Raw genomic sequence first — 25,451 nt, 5'->3', positions numbered from 1 at the left:
ATCAACGCGTTAATTCAGCGTGATAGTGCGGTGCCAATCCAGTATCAGCCCAGAGCAAAACGAGATGCTCTGGATCGACTGGGGTTTGTTCTTGATTTCGAATACAATGCTCGGCCTTGATAAGGAGATGATAATGACTGACACCTTGATGATTTTTCTGCTGACCGGACTGGTATCCATGTCGGCTGCCCTGAGTGCCGGTACTCTTAATAAGTTGCCTGAGGATAAGCGCCCGGATTTTCTGAAAAGGCGCAATGGGCCTGTGACGGTTATCATGATAGGCAACTTTGCTGCTCTGACGTTGATCGGCGCTTTGGCCTTCGGTTTCAGAAAGCTGGACTGGTGGATTCCCCTGACCTGTATTTTTCTGACCTTTCCCGTGATTCATATTCTGATATTCCAGCGTCTGCTGGGTAACCTGCGTACTCTGTTCCTGATGGCGCCGTTGGTGCTGGTGTCTATAGTGGTGCTTTACCTTAACTGGTAAGAGGATGGTGTGCAGTCAGGTGTCGGTGCGTGTTTTTTCGTGCTGGCACTCAGGTTTTCAGAAGCAGGTTTATCAGAAGCAGGCTGATCAGAAGCATTTCTCAGGAAGTTTTCGGTATCTCGATATTCCCAGGGGACTCTTCTGGTTTTGTTTTCTACAAATACGCGTGTAAAACTGTTGCTTTTTGGTATTCGAAAATTCCATGAATAATCAAAATAGAAATTTGATTGTTTTGCGAGTATTCAAGACTAAAAAATGATATATCGTATTTTTTCAATATCAAATTTTGATTTAAATTAAAAATCCAATAATGAAAAAAATGCTATCAGTTATTTTGTAAGCGACAAAACTTTTCACCTTCATCTTTGCTACTCCATTGAAATTGATCAAAAATTACTCTAAAGATGTCAAAACACTGCCGATATACCTATGTAGAAAACAGTTGAATCTATACTGCTCCCTCGGTGATAATTGGTCTGTAACCGAGATTTTATTTGATTGAAAAGTTGGCCTGCAATTTGCGTTGTATTACACAGAGCCTCTTCTAATCGTTTTATAGGTGTGCTCAGAAACTATGCTGACTGGTAATAACATGATCGTAGCGCTCGATATCGGAACCTCAAAGGTGGTATGCCTGGTGGGTGAGCTACGGCCGGACGGCAGCATCGAAATCGTGGGGGTTGGCTCGCATCCTGCTACCGGGATGAAGCGTGGTGTTGTTGTTAATATCGATACGACTGTCGCAGCGATCCAGCGTGCGGTCGAAGAAGCTGAATTGATGGCAGGATGCAAGATTCATTCGGTATCTGCCGGTATCGCCGGTAGCCATATCAGCAGCCTGAACTCGCATGGAATCGTGGCAGTGCGCGATCGGGAAGTATCCGACTATGATCTGGAGCGTGTTATTGATGCTGCTCGTGCAGTGGCGATTCCTGCTGATCAGAAGATCCTTCATATATTGCCGCAGGAGTACATGATCGATAACCAGGAGGGTATCAAGGAGCCTCTGGGTATGTCTGGCGTGCGTCTTGAGGCCAAGGTCCACCTTGTGACCGGTGCAATCAACGCGATCCAGAATATCGATAAGTGTATCCGGCGCTGTGGACTGGAAGTTGATGCGATTGTACTTGAGCAACTGGCGTCCAGCTATTCAGTTCTGACCGAAGATGAAAAAGATCTGGGTGTCTGCATGGTGGACATCGGTGCAGGCACAACAGATATCGCTATTTTTACCGGTGGAGCTATTCGCCATACGGCCGTGATCCCGATTGCCGGAGATCAGGTTACAAACGATATTGCTATGGCGCTGCGCACGCCGACCCAGCATGCCGAGAAGATCAAGATCAAATATGCCTGTGCTCTGGCACAACTGGCTCATCCGGATGAGATGATAAAAGTGGCAAGTGTCGGTGATCGTCCGGCACGTGACCTGTCCCGCCAGTCGCTTGCCGAGGTGGTGGAGCCGCGTTATGAAGAGCTGTTTACTTTGGTGCAGGCAGAGCTGAGGCGTTCCGGCTTTGAGGATCTTGTGGCGGCCGGTATTGTACTGACGGGCGGCACTTCAAAAATGGAAGGAGCTGTTGAGTTGGCAGAAGAGGTGTTTCATATGCCGGTGCGTCTGGCGGTGCCTGATGGCGTTCGAGGTATGGAGAATCTGCTGCATAATCCAGTTTATGCCACGGGCATCGGTCTGCTGCATTATGCACGCCATGCGCAGAGCAGTATCAGTGAGTCAGGTTTGACTGTACCGGAGGCGGCCAAGAATCCGAAACAGCCTTCACGATTCATCATGCCGAATCTGCTGGGTCGGATGAAAACCTGGTTTCAGGGTAATTTTTAATACCTGGCCTATCACGCGGTAATAGATAGGGTAGGCGTAAGACAGTACAAGCGTATAACGAGCGTTTAATCAGTTAGATCAACTCGTCGCAGAGCGGGAAAATCCTGGAGGGATATGACAATGTTTGAGCTGGTTGATAGTCTGCCGCAGAGTGCGGTAATAAAGGTTGTCGGTGTTGGTGGTGGCGGTGGCAATGCGGTTGAGCATATGGTCACGACAGATGTCGAAGGGGTCGAATTCATCTGTGCTAACACCGATGCTCAGGCGCTGGCCAAGTTGGTCACGCGTACGGCGCTGCATATCGGCGGCGGCTTGACGAAGGGGCTGGGTGCCGGAGCGAATCCTGAAGTGGGCCGTCAGGCGGCTATTGAGGATCGCGAACGGATTGCTCAGTGTCTTGCCGGCGCCGATATGGTGTTTATCACTGCGGGCATGGGTGGTGGTACCGGTACCGGTGCTGCGCCTATCGTGGCTGAAGTGGCTAAAGAGATGGGTATATTGACGGTGGCAGTGGTCACCAAGCCTTTCCCATTTGAAGGTCGCAAGCGCATGAAGATCGCGGAAGAGGGGATTCGCGAGCTACAGGAACATGTTGATTCGCTGATCATCATTCCAAATGAAAAGTTGCTGCCTGTGCTGGGTAAGAACTGCAGTCTGCTGGAAGCTTTCAAGACGGCGAATGATGTTCTGAAAGGGGCGGTACAGGGGATTGCCGATCTGATTATTCGTCCGGGCATGATCAACGTCGACTTTGCTGATGTTCGCACTGTGATGTCCGAGATGGGCATGGCGATGATGGGTACAGGTTATGCGCGTGGCGAATCACGTGCGACGATTGCCACCGAGGCAGCCATCAACAGTCCGCTTCTGGAGGATATAGATCTGAAGGGGGCCAGTGGCATTCTGGTAAATATCACGGCAGGACTGGATCTGAGTCTGGGTGAGTTTACCGAGGTTGGTAGCATTGTTGAGGAGTATGCCTCCGAAAGTGCCACGATCGTTGTGGGTACCGTTATTGATCCTGAGATGCATGATGAGATCCGAGTCACGGTTGTGGCGACGGGCTTGTGTAAGGCGGGCTCTGTTTCATCCGTAGAGCCGATGCGTGTTGCCAGTGGCGACGCACGTGGCAGTAGCTTTACCAAGACAGCGGACTTCAGCCAGATGGACCTGCCAACGGTGGTTAGAAACAACCGCCAGCAGGATGATAAGTCAGCTGCGCGAAAAGCTGAGGAAAGGATCGAGCATCAACCAGCTATGAAGCGTACTGGAACGGATGATATGGAGTTTCTCGATATTCCAGCTTTCCTGCGCCGCCAGGCGGACTGAAAAAAGGCCCTGCAAGGGTTTGGATAGACTGTTTTAACCTCCAGGTTAGCCGCCCCACTGTGGGCGGTTTTTTTATGTGGAAGCACTTGAGTGTAGGTGTAAAGTGAATAAAAGTTACTTTTGATATAGTGATGAGTGCTGGAATCAGGTTTTTTAAAAATCTATAATCACCCTCTATCGTTTCATACATGCTATGGAATGCACGTACAGACTGCTCTTGAATAGAACGGTTGTTTAAATTGATAAAGGATTGAGTCATGAATCGATCAGTATTGCTGACCGTTTTTTCATTTTTGTTAACCTCAAGCATATCGTCTGCACTACTGGCAGATGATATTGTATCAGCCCCTTTTGTGCCTGATGATCCCTCATTTACTGAGCAGCATGATCAAGTGCGCATCCAGAAAAGAGATGCATTTCAGCCTCCCTCCGATCGCATTACGCTCGAGTTAATACCACTGCAAGGCGGTACCGATGAGTATGATCCAGAGTCAATAGACCGGGGTCGACCTCACGCGGCATTGATAGGAGAGGGATTTGAGTTGTCACGCAACCCTGTGTATCAGTTTGGTGATCTGAACTGGTTACCAGAAGGCGATCGGTTCAAAGCCGTGTTGGATTTCAGTATTTCAGAGCGAGCTGCTGCTTTCCGTTTAGGTATTGATACGGCCCAAGTTCCGCAGGGTCTTACGTTTTATCTATATAGCCCTACTCACTCTGATTTTTACTATGGGCCATACAGTGCAGATGATCTCACAGAAGACGAGATCTTCTGGTCCCCGGTTATTGAAGGCGAGATGGTTCGGGTAGAACTGTATGCCGAAACTCCAGCCACCCTTGCTGTTGCAGATCTGGGAATCAAGTATGTTTCAGTGCTGCATGACTCAGTCATGAGCAGACAATGGAAACGTCAAAGCGAAGTTGGTAGTGCGCAAGCTTGTAATGTCAACGTGGCCTGTGATTCAAAGGCGCTTGAATTGGCCAGTACTACGGCAAAGTACGTTATTACTGATTTTTTTGGGCGAAGTTATCTTTGCACAGGCGTATTGCTGAATGATACGAGGGGTAGTGGTGAGCCTTGGTTTATCACTGCAGAGCATTGTATTTCTGGCGGTGCCAAGCCCAGTAGTATGCAGTTTTACTGGAATTTCAGAACTCAGACTTGTAATGGTTCAACGGGGGCTTCATTTCGCACTTCGACAGGTGGTGCAACACGGTTGTATCGTAGCACATCCGATGATGTGGCGTTTCTCAAGTTAAACAAGCAACCACCAACAACGGCGCGAGCAGGCTGGAAAGATTCGACTCCAGCGCTGAATATACCGGTTCTGGGCATTCATCATCCAGGGGGGGATTATCAGAAACTCAGCAAAGGGACTCTGGTGGATAGCGTTAACTGGCGATCTTTCAGCTTCAAAGGTACTCATTGGGAAGTTCAGTGGAATAGCGGTGTCACTGAACCAGGTTCCAGTGGTTCTGGGCTATTCAATGCCAGTAATGAGTTGCTGGGAGTGCTAAGTGCAGGGAGAGCAAGCTGTTCAAATCCTATGAGTGTTTATAGTCGTTTTGATCGTCAGATAACATACCTGAAAAAATGGCTGGATCCGGTTGTGATTATCTCCACTCCTGTTTCAACTGGTAGTCGAGTTAAGGTAAAGGGTAAGGTGTCAGTTGGCTCCTCGACACCTGTTTGTGGGCTTGTGCTCATCAACGGTCAGCATGCCTTTACCTGCAATGGATCCGGCAGTTATGAGCTGGATGTGCCGGTTGATGGCAATGGAAAGGTTGCCATCCAGTTTTTTGCTGATGGGCTTGAGCCCTTGAGCAGAACCTTTTCTCCGACCTCAACGACTGTGACGCAGGATTTAACAGTTACTCATGCCAATCGTCATTCACCAGTTGTTTCGGTGAATGAGATATCGGCCCTTGATGGCAATCGTGCCCGTCTCAGGGGGCGGGTGACAAGTGCTCAAGGTGCTCCCATGTGCTCCATGGTACTGGCCAATGGTGCGCATGCCTTTACCTGTCAGGGTGATGGAACGTTTGATCTGAACGTGCCCAGAGCTGCTGATGGCAGCGTAACACTGTTTGGTTTTTCACATGGCTTGTCACCTTCGAGACAGGTCTTCAGTCAGTTCTGATAATCAGCTGTCTAGTGGTGTGCCGTGATCGCAAAAGGCCGGGTCCTTTGTTAAACAAAGAATCCGGCCTTTTTGCTACTTAGTAGTTGTAGGAGTAATCTTCTATAGCTGTAAACCACTTAAGTGATACCAACGAGGCTCTTTAGTATGATCTTCAAGCAATGTCTCGCGTTTGCTGTTGTGTGGATGGCCGGTGTGTCCTGGGCGGCTGAATCACAATATGAATCGGCGCCCTTTATTCCACATCTGGAGAGTAAACAGGAAGCTTTACAGGGTGGGGTGAACGGGGTTGTGAATAGCCTCAAGCGTTCAGAATTTACGCCACCGTCTGCACGCGTTGAGTTGCAATTGTTGCCTGTTGATGAGCCAGATACCAGCTCGTCTGATGATGTAGATCAGCAACAGCTGAAGGCCTACAAGGTAGGGGATGGGTATATCACTGTTGATTTCCCCTATCTTGACTTGGGATCATTGGACTGGTCACCGGTAGCAGACGATAAGTATCGTTCGGTTATTGATGTGAGCATTCCAGGCCAGCCTGCTGCATTTCGTGTCGGATTGAATCCGGACTATTTTCCTGAAGGGGTCGAAATATACCTCTACAGCCCTTTGTTACCCGAGCATTACTACGGTCCCTTTACTGCTGATATGCTTCGTGAGTACCCATCAGATGAGGTTTACTGGTTGCCGGTTATCGAAGGCGGTGTCGCTCGGGTCGAGTTCTATACCGACACTCCGGCACAGTTGGCGTTACAAACACTTGAGATAGACTATGTATCCGTGCTGCATGATTCAGTCATGACTCAGCACTGGAAGCGCTTGAGCGAAGTGGGTAATGCGTCAAGCTGTCATGGTGATGTCAGTTGTGATGCCGATAGTTTGCTGTTGTCTGATACGACAGCCAAATACTTGTTCACTTCCGGTTTCGGTTCAACGTTTCTCTGTACGGGGATGTTACTGAATGATGTGGCGAATAGTCAGGAACCCTGGTTTGCAACAGCTAATCATTGTGTCGGCAGTAACAGCGAAGCTGCATCTATGCAGTTCTACTGGCGTTTCAGAAGTACATCCTGTGGCAGTAACCAGGCAATTACTCCCTTGCAGACCACGGTTGGCGGGGCTGATCTTTTGGCGGCAGACAGTATTCTTGATGTCTCATTCATGCATCTCAACGAGAGGCCGCCTGTGACGGCAAGGGCTGGTTGGACCAGTTCGCCACAGCCGCTGCAAACGTCAATACGCGGTATCCATCACCCCAGGGGCGATCTCCAGAAGCTCAGCACCGGTCGAATTACGGGTACCGATTATTGGGACCGACCAACCTTTCCGGATACACATTGGGTTGTGCGCTGGAGTAAGGGAGTTGTTGAGTCCGGTTCAAGTGGTTCAGGGATATTCAATGGCAGTAACCAACTGGTTGGTATTTTGACAGGTGGATCTTCCAGTTGCTCCCTTTCAACCTTTCCTGATTATTATGGTCGCTTCGACCTTGCATTCCCAGGTCTCAGGGAGTGGTTGGTACCGGATCCGATAGACGCAGACAGGGTGGTTATCACTGGAACCGTCTCGACCATGATGGCGCAACCAATAGCTGTCTGCGCTATGGTGTTGATCAATGGACAGCACATGTTTTCCTGCGATGGTCAGGGAAGTTTTGAACTCGATGTGCCAGTCGATAGTAATGGTGAAATCACCATATTTGCCTTTGCGGATGGCTTCGCGCCGTTCAGTCGCATCATCCAGCCAATTGCCGAGAACATCACCTATCAGATCCCTATGGAGGCTGACTACAGTGTTCCGCCAGCGGTGTCGGTGGAGGGGTTGACTGCACTGGCTGATAATCGGGCACGAATATCCGGCAGGGTCACAACACAACAGGGCGCTTCGCTTTGCTCCATGGTGCTGGTCAATGGCCTGCACATGTTTACCTGTGATGGCGAAGGGCGTTTCGATCTGACGGTTCAGCGTGCAGCGGATGGTTCACTGACGCTGTTCAGTTTTGTGGATGGCTTTGCGCCCTTCAGGCAGGTCTTCAACGATTTCTGATGCTCCGGGGCTTTTTCAGGGAAAGTCCTGCGAGGGAGTGCTGGTGGGTTAACCTTGCGAGTTAACCCTTGAGGGCTGAAGGCTGTTAAAGCCAGAAAAACCAGATTGCGCCAACGGTGGTCAGGCCGGTGACCAGGTTCATGGGCAGGCCCACTTTGAGGAAGTCCGTAAAGTGGTAGCCGCCCGGACCATAGACCATCAGATTGGTTTGATATCCCAGAGGAGAGGCAAAGCTCGCAGATGCTCCCATCATGATGGCAATCACGAATGGCTCTGGTGCATAGCCTGCTGCATTGGTCATTTCCAGGGTGATGGGCAGCATCAGAATCGCTGCGGCATTGTTGGTTATCATCTCCGTCAGCAACGATACCGCCAGGCAGGTCAGCAGTAGCATCAGCAGCATATTGCCATTGCTGAAAGAGACCATATGTTCTGCCAGAAAGCTGGCCAGTCCGGTCTTATAGAGAGCAACACCCAGCGCAAAGGATGCCGCAATGGTGATCAGGACTGTCAGGTCGAGGCTTTTTTGCATATCACCAGAGCTGCAGCAGCCAGTGAGCAGCATGGCAGCAGCACCCATCAGTGCGGCATTGAGCATACTGGTGACACCGAAGGATGCCAGTGCCACCAGCCCGGCCAGAATCGTCCAGGCGATCCAGGCTTTCTGATGGCGGGGTGTCTGGGCTTCAAGATCATTGATCAGCAGAAAGTCATGTGCATGGCGCTGACGTGTCACAAACGCAGGGCGTGCTTCCAGCAGCAGGGTGTCACCTGCCTGAAGGCGAATACTGCCCAGATTGCCCTTGATGCGTCTGGCACCGCGAGCCACCGCGAGAACAACTGCGCCATAACGATCCCTGAAGCGTGAATCGCGAATGGTCTGTCCGATGCAGTCACAATGTGCGGAGACAACGGCTTCAACCAGGCTGCGTTCAGCTTTGTCTTTGGCGAGTGTCGGTGTGCTGTCATCAGTTGATGCGACGATGCCATGGATGCGTAACAGATCAATGATCGCTTCCGTATCGCCCGCGAATACCAGTCTGTCGCCACCTTTTAACCGCTCCTGTGAAGGTACGGCTGTGACGATATTACCGTCGCGTTCGATCTCAACCAGATACACCCGCTCAAGATCGCGCAGCCCCGCTTCGGCAACTGTTTTCCCGACCAGAGGACCGCCATAGGCAATGGCAACTTCGAGCGTGAATTCACGCAGGTTGCTGAAGGGTTGTTCTTTTTCGCGCTGTGGAAGGGCCTTGGGTAGCCACCAGAGCATGAACAACAGCCCGACCACCGCGACAGTCAGGCCGACACTGGTGATGGAGAAGAGTGACAGGCCCTCATGGCCGCTGAGGCTCTGGAACTGGCCATTGACGATCAAATTGGTGCTGGTGCCGATCAAAGTCAGGGTGCCGCCGAGAATGGCAGCATAGCTCAGAGGCATAAGCAGCAGGTTGACGGGCACGCGAATTTTTTTCGACCAGGAGATAACGGCCGGAATCATCGTCGCAACAACCGGTGTGTTATTCAGAAAGCCGCTGAGCAGCAGAACTGGAAGGCTCAGACGGAACTGAGCTTTTCTGACGGAGTCGGGTTTGCCCAGCAGATACTTGACGACGATATCAATACCGCCTGAGTGGTGGATCCCTGCTGCGACAACAAACATGGATGCGACCGTTATCAACCCAGGATTACTGAAGCCCGAAAGTGCTTCAGCCGGGTTGAGAATGCCGGTCACACTGAGAATGATCAACACGGCCGTCATCACCAGATGAGGGCCGATTCGTGTGAAGATGAGGGTAGCCAGCGCCCCGATAACGAGTGCGGCGCAGAGCAGTGCTTGCCAATCCATGATGTCCTGAATACCGTTTGCTGTATATATTCAGGGAGCAGGATAACCTTATCTATTTATCATATAAAGGAATAAAAAATAATTTGCTTATAACTAACCATCCATTCTCCAGCGCAGTCGATAGAGATCCAGTCGTCGATCCTTCAGATTGGTTACCGAGCCCTCGTTACGAATCACCCGAATACGTGAAAGATCAAGATCGGAGAACATGATCATCTCGGTGTTTGGTGTGGTTTCCGACATGATGGCATCATGTGGGAAGGCGAAATCGGAGGGTGAGAATACCGATGACTGAGCATACTGCACATCAAGGCTTTTTACTGAAGGGAGGTTGCCGACGCTGCCGCAGATCACGACGTAGCACTCGTTCTCGATTGCACGCGCCTGGGCGCAGTGACGAACGCGCAGATATCCGTTCTTGGTATCTGTCCAGAAGGGCACGAAGAGAATATCCATATCCTTGTCGGCCAGTATGCGTGCCAGCTCAGGGAACTCGACATCATAGCAGATCAGAATACCGACACGACCTGCATCCGTTTCGAACACCTCCAGCTCATCACCACCACGTATCACCCAGTCACGTCGCTCATGGGGTGTGATATGCAGCTTGCGTTGCTCTGCCACAGTCCCGTCCCGACGACACAGGTAGGAAACATTGTAGAGGTGCTCACCCTCCATGACTGGCATGGAGCCGGTGATGATGTTGATGTTATAGCTGACGGCCAGATTGGACATATAGGTGCGAATCTGGTCGGTCAGTGTCGCCAGGAAGCGGATCGCTTCGGTCTGGTTTGTCTGATCGGTCAGCCCCATCAGCGGCGCATTGAAAAACTCCGGCAGTACGGCAAAGTCGCTCTGGTAGTTGGTAATGGCGTCAATGAAGTATTCGACCTGCTCCAGCAACTCTTCAACCGAGCTGACTTTACGCATCTGCCACTGCACCGCCCCGACCCGGACCTGCGTCGGGCGGCTGTTTATAACGCTTGTTGACGGCTCAAACAGAATGTTGCTCCACTCCAGCAAGGTGGCGTAGCCCTGGGATTTATCGTCCTCAGGCAGATACAGCCCCAGCAGACGTTTGACCTCAAAATCATTCGCCAGCTGAAAACTCAGGATTGGATCGTAGATCTCACGGCTTCGAACCCGATTGATATACTCACTCGGAGACAGTTCATCAGAGTGCTCGTGATAATTGGGGATGCGCCCGCCAGCCAGAATGGCGCGCAGGTTCAGCTGCCGACAGAGCTCTTTGCGCGCATCGTACATGCGGCGGCCCAGTCGATAACCGCGATAATCGGGGTGGATCAATACATCAAGCCCATAGATGGCATCACCCTCGGGATTATTGAGGATGGTCATCCGCTTGCTGATCAGGTCATCGTAGTTGTGCGGGTTGCTGAACTTGTCATAGCTGACCTGAACCGTGAGGGCAATCCCGATCAATTGCTCGCCATCGAGTATGGCAATCTGCCCTTCGGGAAAATCGTCTATCAGTTTGTGAATGGTGTGTTCGGGCCAGGAGCCACCGATGTCGTTGTAGACTCGGTCCATCAATATTTCCAGCTGGAGATAGTCGCTATGTTCCAGATTCCTGACTATCAGATGCATATCGTCGTGCTGCATGGCGTGCCTCTTATGTCAGATGGCTGTTTCGTTGGTACTGAACAGCATGGGTTTGTTACTTACCGGACAGGTGAAGCCGAGTTCATAGGCTTCAAGCTGCAGACCTTCACGGTTTTTGTTCTGTTTGCCATAATTGGGGTCCCCCAGTAGAGGATGGCCAATCATCTCAAAATGGCGTCTTATCTGGTGAGTGCGTCCGGTTTCAATGCGGATACTAAGCTCGCTGACACCTTTGTCTTTGTCGAACTGCAGGCGCTGGAAGTGTGTCAGTGCAGTCTTGCCATCCAGCGGGAGATCAATGCTGCCTGTTTCTGCTGTTTCGCCGATCACGATGGCTCGATAGCATTTCTTGACTCGGTTTTCTCTGAACTGAGCCGACAAGCTGGCAGCACCCTGGCGATTATGGGCCAGCAACATCAGACCGGAAGTCTCTCTGTCCAGGCGGTGCACCAGAAAAACAGGCTTGTTCAGTTGTTTTTCTGCGATTCTCATCAAGGATAGGTGATCGCCGAAATTATTGCCCTGCGCGACGATTCCGGCGGGTTTGTACCAGACACTACAGGCCTTGTTTTCAAACAAACACTGAACGCCTTCGGGAGGGGTGCGCTGCAACAGTTCGGCGTCGTGGTAAAGCTCAAGGGTATTGCCTTTGCGGACGACGGTGGTGCTGCGGCGCAGGCGTTTACGCTGGCGCTGCACCAGCCACACGGCGCCTTTATTCATGGCATCCTTGATGCGCTGCTTAGACAGCTTGCTCAGTTGAGTCAAAACGGTTGCGGCATCCTGGCCGTCCTCTTCGGCGGTAATGGTATGCTTCAGTGACAACTTCATGACTCTTCCTCTTGGGCCGGTCTTCTGGCCAGCAACAGAAACTCATGATTGCCATCAGCACCTTGAATAGGACTTTCCCGGTAGGCAAAAGGTTCCAGTCCATGGGCTTCGCAGCATTGAATGATTTTGTCCTGCACTTCGTTATAGAGCGAGTTGTCGCGAACAATCCCACCCTTGCCGACCCCTTCGGGGCCTACTTCAAACTGTGGTTTGACCAACGAGATCAATACACCGCCAGGTTTCAGCAGTGGTGGCAATCCAGGCAGAATCAATGTCTGAGAAATGAAGGATACATCCATCACCACCAGATCAAAGCCATTACCCGCGGTGTGCTGAAGTAGTTCGTCCTTATCCAGATTGCGTGCGTTGCTACCTTCATAGCAGATCACTCTGGGATCCTGTCGCAGCTTCTGTGCCAGTTGATCATGGCCGACCTCTATGCCTATCACTCTGGTGGCTCCCTGCTGCAACAGACAGTCAGTGAAACCTCCTGTTGATTGGCCAATATCCAGCGCGATGGCACCTTTTATCGGGATCGGGCAGTATTCGAGTGCATCCAATAGTTTCAGCGCGCCGCGGGAAACAAAATGATCGGCGCCGCCGGGAGTGATATGCAGCTCGGTCTCTTCAGACAGTTTAAGGCCCGGCTTCGTGGTGGTTTTCCAGTGGTTATCGATTCGGTAGCTGACGCGTTCATCGGCAATAATCTGCTGGGCCTGGCTGCGGCTTCGGCACAGCCCGCGCTCGGTCAGTAGAAGGTCAAGACGTTGCATAGTGTTTTCCGGCGAATGAAACAATCACCATTATAGGAGATGTGCAGTGTATGTAATACAGTCTGCCGACTTGTGTCGCCATTTCTGCGACAGTAGGCGGGTTAGTCAAGGAGGTGAGATGGTGTCGTAAAAATAAGCGCCGGCGCTCCATCGAAGAGCCGGCATGGGTGATCAACGCTGCAGTAATGGCTTGTACCCGCCGGGGATACCCTTGCTGACAACTGCAACTGCATCATGGTCATGCAGGCTTTCATGATGCTCAACTCTTACCCAGAAATCCTTATAGCTGGATACGCGGTTAAGGGCCGATTTCAGGCGTCTTGCAGCATCTTCACAGAACATCATATTAGCGCCGTTGAGTCGTGCAAACTCCTGCTCATCTTCGCGTTTGACGGCTGTCTGAACCGGTGTCTGCAGCGCATCTTCAGCTCTGTTGATAAGATCTATAACCGGCAGGGCTGCCACTTCTGCAGGGTCCAGACGGATCCAGATGCGTGCATAGCTTCTCTGGCTGTGCGGAGTTGCCACGCTACCGCGCTCGGAGCGCAACCAGGATTCCACCTGCTCCCGGGGAACCATATCCTGATTGCTGAAATCATCACGAAATGCCTGCTGCAGCAACTGTCGTGACAATGCAGCAGAACAGGGGCAGGTTGAAGAGTAGGGGACGGTCACACCCAGTTCTATCGCGTACTCACCTTTACTCTGTACGACCTGAATAACGGTCGGGTAAGGCTTCCAGCCGCTGAACTCACTCTTCAGCGCAGGGCGCTTCAGTGGATAGTCAAAGCGGAACTGAATAATGGCGGATTCGCTGATCCCTTCGTGGCTTTCACAGATGTTACTCAGCAACTGATGCAGAGAGTTGGCGTCGATCACCTGGTCTGCCGCAAAATCATTCAGCAGCAGATAAAGGCGCGACATGTGAATGCCCTTGACCTCTGGGTTCACTACATCGACATGGATATCAAGGTGTGCAACAACAGGCTGCAGGCGTCCATCTTCCTGTAGCATGTTGACCGGTAGAGAGATCTGACTCATCCCCACCCAGTCGATTGTTTCGCGCGCCAGTGGGCGGGCAGTTGCGGCGATGTCCGGCATCTCCAGTTTCGCATTCATGAGCAGCCTCTTCATCAGCAGTGACGTAGTGATACCGTCATATTATACAATGTCGTGTCATTTCGCTTGTCCCTGTACGCCACCTGCGATCTTTTCGCAGTTGCTCCAACGACTCATTGCAACGTAACTACGCCGACATCTCCTTTATGGATCAGCAGATCAGTGCCGATTTTTAACGGATTCTGACAATCTCCACAGGCTCCCGTGAGTCCGTGCGATTGGAAACCGTGCATTATCGCCTCTTTGCGTCTCATTTTCAAAGATAAGTGTGTTTTAAAGCACCATTATCAATCGGGTTCCTCAATTTCGCTTGATGGGAAGCTGAAGACTCTCCTTGACGCTCTCCATGACAATGTAGCTTTTAGAGTTTTTCACTCCCGGCAGCTTCAGCAGCATATCGCCGAGCAGCTCACGATAGTGGGACATATCCTCAAGTCTTGCTTTGAGCAGATAATCGGCATCGCCCGAAACCAGATGGCACTCCATGATATAGGGCAGATCGGTGACCGCCTTGCTGAAATGCTCGAAAGCGTCAGCAGATTGGTAAGACAGGGCTATTTCGACAAACACCAGCAGGTCATAGCCGAGCCTTTCAGGGTTGATGTTGGCGTGATAGCCGGTGATGAAGTCATCACGCTCCAGACGTTTGACGCGCTCCATGCAAGGTGTGGTCGATAGCCCCACACGATCGGCGAGCTCTGTATAGGAGATGCGGCCCTCCTGTTGCAGGACATTCAATATGTTGCGATCAATACGGTCCAGCTTTCTCGGTGGTGATTTTACAGTCTTGCTACGCATGGAATTTCCTGAATTTTTCTTTATAGCGAAATAATCACCTGATTTGTCTCTGAAATCAAAAAAAATTTCTGTTTAATTTGGCCTAGAATAGACATATATCGCGTTTAAATTTTTCAGTTCCGGAGTGGTCGCTATGCACGTAATGATTCTCGGCAGTGGTGTGGTGGGCGTAACCAGCGCCTGGTATCTGTCACAGGCAGGACACGAGGTAACGGTGATTGACCGTCAGCCAGAGCCGGCACTGGAGACCAGTTTTGCCAATGCGGGGCAGATCTCCCCCGGTTACTCTGCACCCTGGGCTGCGCCTGGCATACCGCTCAAGGCGATCAAGTGGATGATGCAGGATCTTGCGCCGCTGCGCATAAAACCACAGATGGACCCCGTTCAGATGCGCTGGATGGCACAGATGCTGTCAAACTGCACTGAAAAAGCCTATGCGGTGAATAAGTCACGCATGCTCAGAATCGCCGAGTACAGTCGCGATTGCCTGATCGATCTGCGTGCCTCTGTGGGTATCGAATATGATAACCGTGCCAAGGGTCTGATTCAGCTGTTCAGAACTCAGAAGCAGGTGGATGGTGCTGAGCAGGATATGAAAATTCTGCTGGAGTGCGGCGTCAAGTTCGAGCAACTGTCTGTGGAACAGGTGGTGGGCTATGAGCCGGCACTGGGTCATGTTAAAGAAAAGCTCAAAGGCGGATTGCGTCTGCCCGGTGATGAAACAGGCGATTGCTTCCTGTTTACGCAGCGTCTGGCAAAGCTTTGTGAAGAAAACGGCGTCAAATTCCTGTTCAACACCTCGGTTGAGGGGCTGGAATCCGATGGGCGTGATGTCACTGGAATTCGCATTAAGGGCGAGACACTGAAAGCAGATCGCTATCTGCTGGCACTGGGTAGCTTCAGCCCGAAAATGCTCAAGCCACTGGGGTTGGATGTGCCGATCTATCCGGTAAAAGGCTACTCCCTGACGCTGCCCATCGTAGACGAAGATCGCGCGCCGGTGTCCACCGTAATGGATGAAACCTACAAGATCGCTCTGAGCCGACTCGGTGATCGTATTCGTGTGGGTGGTACGGCCGAGCTGACCGGCTATGATCTGTCATTGCCGGAAAGTCGTCGCAAGAATGTCGAATTTGTCGTGAACGATCTGTTTGGTGGCGGTGGCGATATGTCACGCGCTGAGTTCTGGACCGGGCTGCGTCCGATGACGCCAGACGGCACACCGATTGTCGGGGCAACACACTTCCCGAGTCTGTACCTCAATACCGGACATGGCACGCTGGGCTGGACCATGTCGCTGGGCTCGGCAAAACTGGTGACCGATCTGATCAGTAACCGCACACCGGATATCGATCCTGACGGTCTGGGGATTCAGCGTTACCGCAAATAATGGTTTAATCCGGCAGCGGGTGGGAAAGGGTAGTGCTTGCCCATGCCTGCTGCCAATATCATTAAAATTACTGGAGACATCATGTCCAACAAAACGATCATCAGCACTGACAAGGCACCTGCCGCTATCGGCCCTTATTCTCAGGCAGTCAAAGCAGGTAACACGGTTTACATGTCTGGCCAGATTCCGCTGAATCCAGCCACCATGGAGATGGTGACCGAATCATTCGAGGCTCAGGCCGTACAGGTGTTTGACAACCTGAGTGCAGTGGCTGAAGCAGCCGGTGGCTCACTGGCTGATTGTGTGAAGCTGACCATTCTACTGACCGATCTGGCAAACTTTGCCCAGGTCAACGAGATCATGACCCGTTACTTCAACGAGCCCTTCCCGGCGCGCGCTGCCTACGCAGTCAAAGCGCTGCCCAAGGATGCCGATATTGAAGTCGAAGCCGTCATGGTGCTGAACGACTGATCCATTTTTTGTGTAAGGCTGATCGGAAACCATCATGGCAAGACAAGCACGTGCAGTCATAGATCTGGCTGCAATCAAGCATAACTATCGATTGGCAAAGGCCCAGGCACCTGCTGCCAGAGCAGCCGCCATTATCAAGGCGGATGCCTATGGGCATGGTGCTGTTCAGGTAGCAAAGGCGCTGGCTGATGAGGTGCCGGCTTTCGGGGTGGCGGCCATAGAGGAAGCCATTGAGCTCAGAGAGGCTGGCATTACCCAGCCGATACTGCTGCTTGAGGGCTTTTTCGAAGCCTCCGAACTGGATCAGATAGAGTCTTATGGTTTCTGGTCGGCATTGCACACGGATGAGCAGTTGCTGGCACTGGAGAGCAGGCTCTCTGATCCGGCAGCTACGCTGACGCTGAATATCTGGGTCAAGGTTGATAGCGGCATGCATCGGCTGGGTTTTGCGCCCGAGCGGACTGCTGAGGTGGTTGAGCGTCTGCGCAGGCTGAAAGGGGTCAGGGATATCGTCCTGATGACTCATTTTGCCTGCTCAGACGAGCCTGAGCGGCCCGTGACCCGTGAGCAGATCACCTGCTTTGAACGTGTCGCATCGGGTCTGGATCTTCCGGTCAGTCTGTCTAACTCGGCGGGTGTCATGGCCTGGCCTGATGCGCATGGTCAGTGGTTAAGGCCGGGTATCATGCTCTATGGCGCCAATCCGTTTGCCGGTAGTCAGGAGGTGGCAGATCAGCTGCAGCCTGCCATGACTCTGACCTCTCAGATCATTGCCGTGCGCGATGTTTCGGCAGGTGAGGCGGTTGGTTATGGCTGCAGCTATGTGTGTGATCAAGTACGTCGTATCGGTACTGTGGCGATGGGTTATGGCGACGGCTATCCACGCCATGCCCGCAGCGGAACACCGGTTATCGTGCATGGGCAGAGAACCTCTCTGGCCGGGCGTGTGTCGATGGATATGCTGACAATAGATCTGACGGATATTCCACAGGCCAAAGTGGGTGATAAGGTAGAACTGTGGGGTAAACAGCTACCTGTTAGCGAAGTGGCAACCTGGTGCGATACCATCCCCTACACCCTGCTGACCTGCCTGACACGACGGGTCAAGCGTGAATATGTGAATGCCTGAGCTAGTGTGACCGGAGTGGTGGTACCACTCCTTGCAGCTCTAGTGCCAACTGATTGGTACATCCGGTTCGGTTCTTCATACAGTTTGTAGATGTCATGAGCCAGAAACTGCCTTCTGGCAATTGCAGCTGCCAATAATCTGAGCTAAGTTCGTTAAACAATCTGGAACTACCGACTTGCTGTGATGGAGCCCCAACGGGGCGGTAGCGTGTTTTTATACAGTATATTGAGCATACTCGAATTGCTTTAACTGGATAGTGTGGACTATTGTGATAGTGTATGTAAATCAATCTGATACATTGTCATGCTCTGGATATCAGAAATGGCAAAATGAGCATGTTTAGAATATAGAATGTTAAGTGAGAATGGCCGGTTTATGGAGTTTCTGAAGAGGATATTTAGAAGACAGGAACCTGCGCAGTCGAAGATTGAAATACGCGGTGCTGGACGGCTTCTGTGGGACGATCAAGAACAATATTGGATCGGTTCCTATAATGGGGTTCGATTGAGTGTGGCGTATGATGGGTTTTCTGAGCCGCCGGAGGACTTTTCGGACTTTATAGCTAGATCACTATCTCGCCCTGGTTTGGTTGAAGAGATTGTGATGGCAGCTAAGGAGGAGGCTATAACCAGGTACCCCAAAGAGCTGCATCACGAGATTGATAGGTTCGTGGCCAAGGAAATAGTATTTCAAGGGCTCAATTTTATTTTGGTGCAATTCTTCGGGGCTCATGATCATGAGCCATTTTGGTTCTGCGAGCTGCATGGAGATAAAATCTATGTCGGCCGAGACACGTGATCACTTAGCAAGCGCAGTCACAGCGATGACTTTTACGTTGCAGCTTCGCGTCCACTACAAAGCCACGTGTGCTGCGGGTGTTAAGCCTAGGGATTGCTATGAGCCAAGTTGAGATGATAGCTTTGTTTGTCGTGATGACGATTTTGGCGCTCGTTCCGAGCACTAGCGTCGCTTTGGTTGTTGCCCGATCTTCGACAGCCGGATTCTTAAACGGCTGTGCTGTTGCGGCTGGAATCGTAGTCGGTGATCTCGTTTTTGTTCTTCTCGCTGTTCTTGGAATGGCCGTGTTAGCCGAAGCTATGGGCAGCATATTCTTGATTCTAAAGTATTTGGCGGGTGCATACCTAATCTGGTTTGGTATAGGCCTTTTGAGATCGAAGCCTTTATCTCTAGTAGCGGCTTCTGGTCGGTCAGCATCGACATTGTCAGCAAGTTTTTTCTCTGGATTAATCCTCACCCTTGGAGATGTGAAGGCCATATTTTTCTATGCGAGCCTGTTTCCCGCTTTTGTCGATCTGGCCACCATCAATACTTTGGATATAGCAATAATTGTTGTTTTAACCATAGTCGCAGTGGGTGGCGTCAAATTGGGTTATGCATATTCTGCAATGAGAGTCGCATCATTTGCCAGAGGGTTCAAAGCAGAACGGGCAGTTAAAGGGGTCGCTGGTGGTTTTATGGTTGGCGCAGGTGCATACCTAATTGCAAAGCCTTAACAAGGCCAATAACGGCGCAGGGAAATATCATGAAACCCCTTTCTAGCACTGGCACATTGAGAGTAAATTGTACTGGTGTCTGGATGTTGGATTTAAAGAGGATGCCTGTCGGATACGTCGAGAAGATGCGACCGAGAACTTGGCAGCGATCAGACACGTTGCAATGAGCTTCTTGAATAGTGAAAAAACCTTTAAGGCAGGTATACAGCGAAAACGAAAGAAGGCAGCGATGAGCTGGGATACCTGTCGCAAGTCATAGAGACATGCGGGGTTTCATGATATTTCCGTGGATTGGAGCTCGTCGAGCTTGGCACTGTTGAAGCACCATCGCTGGCCCGACTGCGCAAGGACGGTGTTGGAGACGTGATCTTTGGTGGCTTTGTCGTGCGTACGTTCACTGGCGATGGTGGAATGGACATCGACACCCACTACGATACAGGCTTTACCGCCTGCCCAGAGGCCGAGAGAGTCATCGCTCTGTTTACCGAAGCCCACACTCACCGTCGCAAGACGTACGAGCGCGACGTGATCGAAGAGATGGGTCGAGATTATCAAGGTTATCTACGCCGTACCGGGCGGCTATGAATGCGCTCCAATGCGTCCAAGGAATAGTCTGGTACGTTTAAGGAGCTGGAACAAAAACGCCAGAAGCTCAAACGTCTGATTCACCATCACCTCAGTGAGCACCAGAAAGGCAAATATGGCAAGCGCCACCAGACACCCGGTAAACCTAAAGCTAAACACCTCATTCCGGCCAGTGAGTTCCAGTTCGATTCAGTGATGATGACGTGCATGTGTCCAGCGGGTGAGCAGATACCTCATCGAGGTATCAGAATCAATGAGCACGGCCAACCTACACCGACTGGATAAAACACCGTGTGGATAGCCCGAAGGGTAAGCAGATTTATAGTCACCGCATGTCTGAGGTGAAACTGTATTCGGCAACATTGGGACCAACAAAAGGTTAAACCGCTTTAGCTTGCGCGGCAAAAGCAAGGTTCAGGGCCAGTGGCAGTTATACTGCTTAGTGCACAATGTTGAAAAACTGGTGAAATACGGTCAGCTAAGTAGTTGAAGTAAAGAAGGCGGATTAGATTAGTTTTTCTACAGTAACCGTTCATTCTAAGGCGTCATTGACATTGTGACGACTGTAACCGGCAATGCCTCATATCAACGGACGATTGAGCATTTAGGATTTTTTCCTATATACACCCAGATAGTCAGGCGATAAGGTTATATCAGACAGAGGGGCCAGGGACGGCCGAACTCTCAAGACGAGAGCCTCTGTCCCTTTTCAGGACGAGACGAGCGCTGCAGGGATGCAGCGGAACCGTCAATCCGTGATGCGCTCTACCGCTCGGTACAGGTCCGACCGCAGTGGCTGCTCCGCGAACCGCTGCTTCCACACACGTGGTGTCAACTCCAGTACACGGCTGGCCGGATGCTCATTTACCCGCAGCAGTACGTCAGTCAAATAGGTATAGGGGTCGATTCCGTGCAGTTTACAGGTGCTGATCAGGCTCTGGATAATACCCACATGTTCGGCACCCAGCTCCGTCCAACAGAACAACCAGGCTTTACGCCCCATTGGGATCGGACGCAGGGTTCGCTCCAGATGATTGGTATCCAGCGGCACCTCCGGATCCTCCAGGAATACCCGTAGCTCTGTCTTCCGTTTCAGCACGTAATGAACCGCTTGCAGCAACGGATTCTTCGGCGTCAGATCGTTGCGTTGTAACTGGCGCTCACACCACTCGAAGAAGGTGTCCACCACGGGTTTGCTGCACGCCAGTCGATACAGATGTTTCTTCTCACTGCTCAGGCCTTGTGACCGGATCTGCTCCTCGATTCGGTACAGTTCAGCGATATGATCCAGCGCCTGGCGTACCGCCGCTGGCTCGTCCTGCTCCGCCTCAAGGAACTGACGACGGCTGTGTACCCAGCACTGAGCATGGGTGATCCCAGCATTCTGTTCAGCATAGCAGGCATAAGCCGCATAGCCGTCGCTGATCAGTGTGCCGGTGAACTGTTTCTTCAGGACGGCCTCGATATGCTGTCGTCCCCGACTGGCGGAGAAGGTGAACACCACTTCGTCCTGATCACCATACAATGGCCAGAACCAGCTCTGCTTCAATTTGCCTTTCGCGGCCTTGCCCGCTTTGATCGGGGTTTCATCCATCGCCAACACCTGGCTGCGCAGCACATTGATCAGTTGGGCATCCACGATTGGCCGCAGAAGTTCGATGGCGCGTTTGACCAACGTGGTCAGGGTCGCCCGGCTCAGCGTGATACCAGCCTGAGTGATACGTTGGTGCTGACGGTGCAACGGCAGGTGATACAGGAACTTGTCGACCAGCAGACCTGACAGCAGACTGACATCTGCCAGGCTACGATCCAGCACATTGCTCGGAGCCGGGCTGGGCAGTGGCTGATCAGCGCCCTTGCGTTTGACCACCGGGCGGTTGTACTGCAGCACCACATAGCTCGCCGGACGCTGGGCCAGTCGGAAGGTGCTTTTGGTGCCGATGATCTCGAACTGCTCCGCGTCAGCACTCTCCAGTTCTGGTGCGGGTAGTTCGATCACTTCAACCGGCACCTCGCTATTAAAGCGCAGGCCAGTGTCGTTGACGCAGTCGTCGGGACGTTGTTTGAGTGCTGTGCCACGCTGGTAGGTGATCGTGACCTGTTCGCCTTCTGGCTCCGTCAGCGGAGGCACTTCGCCCAGCAGGCTGGGCTGATGAGGATTGTCGACCGGACGCTTCTCCGATGTCTCGCCGAACAGCTGCTTCTCGAACCAGGCAACCCGACGTTTCAAAGCCGCGTTTTCATCACGCAGTACACCGTTCTCGGCGTTCAGGCGTGCCAGCTCTGCGACCGTCAGGTCGTCATCGGAGCAAGTTGTTTGAAGGGGTGTCGACATCATTTTCATGGCGGTGGATTATACCAGAACCGGTCTTACATCGGGTGTTGATAGCGTTTGTATTGACGGGTTTTTTGCACTTCAACGCCATCCAGAATCAGTTGCAGGTCGGTCCAGCTCAAGGCACGTTGTCCGCTCGATGAGGGGCTCACGCGGAACTGCCCCTGTTCCAGCCGCTTGCTCCATAGGCAATAGCCGGACGGTTCAAAATAGAGCACCTTCATATGGGTCTTACGCCGATTAACGAAGACGAAATACTGACCACTGAGCGGGTTGAGATCAAGCTGGTTCTTCACCAGTGCGCTCAGCCCCTGAAACGATTTGCGCATATCGGTCGGTTGGGTGCAGAGCCAGATCCGAGCCAGATTGCCGGGCGCGAACATCAGGGGCGACTCAGGCGTAGTTCGATGCCCTCGCCCAGGCTGAGTACGATCGACCAGCCACTCCCTGGGCTACTGGCTGACAAGGTACCGAGGTCAATGAAGGTCGCGTCTTCTGGTCTCTGGTATTGAGGGGCTGGAAGCCGCTCAGCTGCCAGCCGTTTGCGCCAGTTGCAGAAGCTGGCATAGCCTACGGCCATCTCTTCACAAAAGCGGGAGGCAGACAGGCCACTATCATGCCACTGATCGATAATGACTTGCCACTGTTGTGGGGTACGGCGGGTGTACTGCTTCATGTGATGGTCTCCTGAAAGATGAAGAGACCAGCTTAGCGCGCGACATATGGGATGGGCAGAACGCCTTAGAATGAACGGTTACTTTCTACAGGCTCGTTATACGTCAAAGAGGTGATATCGTGAACTTCCTCAAAATCGTCGCCACCACTTTCCTCGCGGTCTCATTCTTCGCTAGCGCAGCAAGCGAAAGCCACTCGCAGATTGGACAGCTTTCTAGTTCAATCCGATCGATGCTGGAACAGGAATACGACAAGTTCGTCATCGTTGAAATTCCGAAAACTAGAAACTATTTCCAGTATGCTGCAGAAGACAATGGTGCATATATCTTTGATGTACCCGTAATGTCACTTACGCCTGACCAGAATCAAAGAGCAGTGGTGTTTTTTTCTTCCCGAGGGATTGGGGTAACGTCTGTCAAGGCGACCAACTTCGAGACAATGGAGTCATTCACGTTAGAATCCTACCAAAAGCTTTACAAGGGGGATGACGCAAAAGGTGGCGCCTCAATGGGTATCAATTTCATGATTGAAGTACTTCAGTACACTGATGAGATCACGATTATTGAGGGGTGGCAATGACGTATCAAGGCGGTCAACGGCGAGTCGGCTGTGCTGGCATACGCCCATATATGGGCACGGTGTATTTTTTTTCTTACCCGGAGACAATATCGGAACCGGTGTTTCCACGCGTGCGAGTGCGGTGTCGCTGAACTGGATTATCCTCGATGTCATGCGAGATGAGCGGCAGCTTCGCATGTATATGCTTGGGCTGACTGCCGGTTTTATCCGGCAGTCAGCAAGGCAAAGTGTCAACTCTGCATTGTTGCAGTGATTGCTTCGCGCAGTGCCATGCCTACACCGCTGGCTGACTGTGGGTTCTGGCCGGTAATCAGGCGACCATCAACCACCACATGAGCTGTCCAGTTTGGCGCAGGCTGGTGGTGGGCTCCACGTTGCTCTAGCGTGCTAGCAAGCAAGAAGGGCACTGTATTTTCATGATTGACTTCTCGTTCTTCATCATCGGTAAAGGCAGAAACCTGCTTACCCTCAACCAGATAACTTCCATCACTTAGTTTGACGTTCACCAAAGCCGACGGACCGTGGCAAACGGCACTAACCAGACCACCGGCTTCATAGATGTCACGCGTAACCTGCTGCACGGCGGGGCTATCAGGGAAGTCCCACATGGTGCCGTGACCACCGGCAAAGAAAATCCCGCTGTATCGGTTGGCGTCTATGTCGGCCAAACGATGGGTCTGACGTATCGCCGCTCGGAATTTGTCATCATTCCAGTAACGGGCATTGACTGGATCATTCATATCCAGTCCGTCCACTGGTGGTTCGCCTCCTGCAATTGAGGCAAATTCCACAGCTATGTCAGCTTTGTCCAGTTCCTCCAACGGGTGAGTCACTTCAGACAGATAATAGCCGGTTGGCTCGCCGGAAGCCCCCTTGGTGGCGTGGCTGGTCAATACAAAAAGAATGGGTTTCAGAGTTGTGTTCATCGTTTATTCCTCACTGTTGTAGACGAGGAGCAGTTTATTCATGCCTCCTTTAAAGATAAACTACCGATCCTGACAGGTATTTGTTCGTAGGAGGTTAAAGTGGCACGTCGATTCGATCATCTGCCTGACGTAGAGGCGTTTCTCATGGTCGTGGAGCAAGGCTCGTTTAGCGCGGCAGCGGTGGCGCTATCAACTACGCCTTCAGTGTTGAGTCGGGCGGTCACGCGGCTCGAGACTCGCCTGGGTTGCCAATTGGTTCGCCGTACTACACGCCGCTTACGTCTGACCGACGCAGGCCAGCAATACCTGGAGCAGACGCGTATCGCTTTTGGTGTGATTGATGACGCCGAACGTGACATTCAGGGCCAGGAAGGCAACTTGGTTGGCCGGGTTCGACTAAGCGTACCAACTACCTATGGCCATTACCGACTGCCTCGATTGTTGCAGTTATTTTGTGAGGCCCATCCAGATGTTCAGGTGGAATTGAATATCGCTAATCGCAACGTCGACCTGAATGCCGAAGGATTTGATCTGGCTATTCGCCTCGGTCCGCTACCGGACAGCGGACTGGTGGGCCGTAAGCTGGAAGACGCTCCCCTGTGCCTGGTGGCTTCGCCGACGTACCTGAAACGTGCTGGCTTCCCGGCAAACCGTCACGCACTGAGTGATCATCAATGCTTGAGCTTTCTGATGCCCAGTACTGGCCGGGTCTCACCCTGGCTACTGCGCGATGGTGACAAGGAAGTGGATTGGCCGCCGCAGAGTCAGATTCAAGTAACTGACGATGTGCTGGGCGTCGTTTCGATGGCCGAACAGGGTTTCGGTATCTGCCAGACATTCGAGTTTATTGCGCAGAAATATCTGGAACAAGGTTCTCTGGTGGAAGTGCTGCCAGAGTTGCGCGGGCGCTCGCGATTGTTTTCACTCTTATATGCGCCGCATCGACGACGCTCAGCCATCTCTCGGGCCTTGATTGATAGCTTGGTCGCTGCGACTGAGGTGCCTGAGTAA

The 25,451-nt window shown here is 51.9% G+C and carries 23 protein-coding genes and 2 pseudogenes; 15 read left to right on the top strand and 10 right to left on the bottom strand.

Annotated features, from left to right (window positions below; translation table 11 throughout):
• The first annotated feature begins 133 nt into the window (after positions 1-133).
• The 5 genes from ACK3CJ_RS15175 (at position 134) to ACK3CJ_RS15155 (ending at position 7,843) form a co-directional block, all read left to right on the top strand.
• Entirely contained in the window at positions 134-487 is a 354-nt protein-coding gene (locus ACK3CJ_RS15175) for a hypothetical protein (RefSeq protein ID WP_409523054.1), read from the top strand.
• Between the two features lie 574 nt (positions 488-1,061).
• Entirely contained in the window at positions 1,062-2,327 is a 1,266-nt protein-coding gene (ftsA, locus tag ACK3CJ_RS15170; RefSeq protein WP_409523053.1) for a cell division protein FtsA, read from the top strand.
• A 120-nt stretch (positions 2,328-2,447) separates the two neighbouring features.
• On the top strand, positions 2,448-3,656 hold the full coding sequence (ftsZ, locus tag ACK3CJ_RS15165; protein ID WP_409526598.1) for a cell division protein FtsZ: 1,209 nt from the start codon (positions 2,448-2,450) through the stop codon (positions 3,654-3,656).
• A gap of 611 nt (positions 3,657-4,267) precedes the next feature.
• Entirely contained in the window at positions 4,268-5,797 is a 1,530-nt protein-coding gene (locus ACK3CJ_RS15160) for a trypsin-like serine peptidase (protein WP_409523052.1), read from the top strand.
• A 147-nt stretch (positions 5,798-5,944) separates the two neighbouring features.
• Positions 5,945-7,843, top strand: a complete 1,899-nt coding sequence (locus ACK3CJ_RS15155; protein ID WP_409523051.1) for a trypsin-like serine peptidase — start codon at positions 5,945-5,947, stop codon at positions 7,841-7,843.
• A gap of 85 nt (positions 7,844-7,928) precedes the next feature.
• On the opposite strand, the gene ACK3CJ_RS15150 is transcribed toward ACK3CJ_RS15155, so the two are convergent.
• From ACK3CJ_RS15150 to ACK3CJ_RS15125, 6 genes are all read right to left on the bottom strand, one after another.
• The gene (locus ACK3CJ_RS15150; RefSeq protein ID WP_409523050.1) at positions 7,929-9,692 is read right to left on the bottom strand and encodes an SLC13 family permease; all 1,764 of its coding nucleotides are present in this window, start codon (positions 9,690-9,692) and stop codon (positions 7,929-7,931) included.
• A 93-nt stretch (positions 9,693-9,785) separates the two neighbouring features.
• Positions 9,786-11,315 carry a carbon-nitrogen hydrolase family protein gene (locus ACK3CJ_RS15145; protein WP_409523049.1) on the bottom strand — a complete coding sequence of 510 codons (1,530 nt, stop codon included), beginning with the start codon at positions 11,313-11,315 and terminating at the stop codon, positions 9,786-9,788.
• A gap of 15 nt (positions 11,316-11,330) precedes the next feature.
• Complete coding sequence (locus ACK3CJ_RS15140) at positions 11,331-12,146, bottom strand: RluA family pseudouridine synthase (protein WP_409523048.1); 816 nt, start codon at positions 12,144-12,146, stop codon at positions 11,331-11,333.
• The gene (locus ACK3CJ_RS15135; protein ID WP_409523047.1) at positions 12,143-12,919 is read right to left on the bottom strand and encodes a TlyA family RNA methyltransferase; all 777 of its coding nucleotides are present in this window, start codon (positions 12,917-12,919) and stop codon (positions 12,143-12,145) included. Before ACK3CJ_RS15135 ends, ACK3CJ_RS15140 begins: the two co-directional genes overlap by 4 nt.
• A gap of 171 nt (positions 12,920-13,090) precedes the next feature.
• Positions 13,091-14,038: a GTP cyclohydrolase FolE2 gene (folE2, locus tag ACK3CJ_RS15130; RefSeq protein WP_409523046.1), complete on the bottom strand. Its 948-nt coding sequence runs from the start codon at positions 14,036-14,038 to the stop codon at positions 13,091-13,093.
• A 300-nt stretch (positions 14,039-14,338) separates the two neighbouring features.
• On the bottom strand, positions 14,339-14,836 hold the full coding sequence (locus tag ACK3CJ_RS15125) for an Lrp/AsnC ligand binding domain-containing protein (protein ID WP_409523045.1): 498 nt from the start codon (positions 14,834-14,836) through the stop codon (positions 14,339-14,341).
• 133 nt (positions 14,837-14,969) lie between these two features.
• Between ACK3CJ_RS15125 and ACK3CJ_RS15120 the strand changes: the two genes are divergently transcribed.
• The 8 genes and pseudogenes from ACK3CJ_RS15120 to ACK3CJ_RS22195 form a co-directional block, all read left to right on the top strand.
• Positions 14,970-16,226, top strand: a complete 1,257-nt coding sequence (locus tag ACK3CJ_RS15120; RefSeq protein WP_409523044.1) for a D-amino acid dehydrogenase — start codon at positions 14,970-14,972, stop codon at positions 16,224-16,226.
• Positions 16,227-16,307: 81 nt separating this feature from the next.
• Positions 16,308-16,697 (top strand): RidA family protein, encoded by a 390-nt coding sequence (locus ACK3CJ_RS15115; protein ID WP_151703185.1) that lies wholly within the window; start codon positions 16,308-16,310, stop codon positions 16,695-16,697.
• 34 nt (positions 16,698-16,731) lie between these two features.
• The gene (gene alr, locus ACK3CJ_RS15110; protein WP_409523043.1) at positions 16,732-17,826 is read left to right on the top strand and encodes an alanine racemase; all 1,095 of its coding nucleotides are present in this window, start codon (positions 16,732-16,734) and stop codon (positions 17,824-17,826) included.
• 375 nt (positions 17,827-18,201) lie between these two features.
• Positions 18,202-18,624: a hypothetical protein gene (locus tag ACK3CJ_RS15105; RefSeq protein WP_409523042.1), complete on the top strand. Its 423-nt coding sequence runs from the start codon at positions 18,202-18,204 to the stop codon at positions 18,622-18,624.
• Positions 18,625-18,722: 98 nt separating this feature from the next.
• Positions 18,723-19,340 (top strand): LysE family translocator, encoded by a 618-nt coding sequence (locus tag ACK3CJ_RS15100; protein WP_409523041.1) that lies wholly within the window; start codon positions 18,723-18,725, stop codon positions 19,338-19,340.
• A gap of 46 nt (positions 19,341-19,386) precedes the next feature.
• A pseudogene (locus ACK3CJ_RS15095) lies at positions 19,387-19,599 on the top strand (transposase); the annotation flags it as partial.
• A 125-nt stretch (positions 19,600-19,724) separates the two neighbouring features.
• Positions 19,725-19,925 carry a hypothetical protein gene (locus ACK3CJ_RS15090; RefSeq protein ID WP_409523040.1) on the top strand — a complete coding sequence of 67 codons (201 nt, stop codon included), beginning with the start codon at positions 19,725-19,727 and terminating at the stop codon, positions 19,923-19,925.
• A gap of 263 nt (positions 19,926-20,188) precedes the next feature.
• A pseudogene (locus ACK3CJ_RS22195) lies at positions 20,189-20,415 on the top strand (transposase); the annotation flags it as partial.
• Between the two features lie 258 nt (positions 20,416-20,673).
• Here the strand turns inward: ACK3CJ_RS22195 and tnpC are convergent.
• From tnpC to tnpA, 3 genes are read right to left on the bottom strand one after another with little or no spacing between them, the layout of a single operon-like run.
• Entirely contained in the window at positions 20,674-22,269 is a 1,596-nt protein-coding gene (gene tnpC / locus ACK3CJ_RS15080; RefSeq protein ID WP_409523038.1) for an IS66 family transposase, read from the bottom strand.
• Positions 22,270-22,295: 26 nt separating this feature from the next.
• Positions 22,296-22,643: an IS66 family insertion sequence element accessory protein TnpB gene (tnpB, locus tag ACK3CJ_RS15075; RefSeq protein WP_409523037.1), complete on the bottom strand. Its 348-nt coding sequence runs from the start codon at positions 22,641-22,643 to the stop codon at positions 22,296-22,298.
• Positions 22,643-22,936, bottom strand: coding sequence for an IS66 family insertion sequence element accessory protein TnpA (tnpA, locus tag ACK3CJ_RS15070; RefSeq protein WP_409523036.1), 294 nt, complete (start codon positions 22,934-22,936; stop codon positions 22,643-22,645). Before tnpA ends, tnpB begins: the two co-directional genes overlap by 1 nt.
• Before the next feature lie 119 nt (positions 22,937-23,055).
• Here tnpA and ACK3CJ_RS15065 point away from each other — a divergent pair, with 119 nt between their 5' ends.
• A complete protein-coding gene (locus tag ACK3CJ_RS15065) occupies positions 23,056-23,514 on the top strand; it encodes a hypothetical protein (RefSeq protein ID WP_409523035.1) in 459 nt (152 codons plus the stop codon).
• 230 nt (positions 23,515-23,744) lie between these two features.
• On the opposite strand, the gene ACK3CJ_RS15060 is transcribed toward ACK3CJ_RS15065, so the two are convergent.
• Complete coding sequence (locus ACK3CJ_RS15060; protein WP_409523034.1) at positions 23,745-24,440, bottom strand: type 1 glutamine amidotransferase domain-containing protein; 696 nt, start codon at positions 24,438-24,440, stop codon at positions 23,745-23,747.
• Positions 24,441-24,539: 99 nt separating this feature from the next.
• Between ACK3CJ_RS15060 and ACK3CJ_RS15055 the strand changes: the two genes are divergently transcribed.
• Entirely contained in the window at positions 24,540-25,451 is a 912-nt protein-coding gene (locus ACK3CJ_RS15055) for a LysR family transcriptional regulator (RefSeq protein WP_409523033.1), read from the top strand.

Origin of the sequence: Nitrincola salilacus (assembly GCF_046271865.1) — a bacterium.
Classification (GTDB): Bacteria; Pseudomonadota; Gammaproteobacteria; order Pseudomonadales; family Balneatricaceae; genus Nitrincola; species Nitrincola salilacus.
The sequence above is the reverse complement of the archived record's forward strand: the minus strand, read 5'-3'. Positions and strand labels throughout refer to the sequence as shown.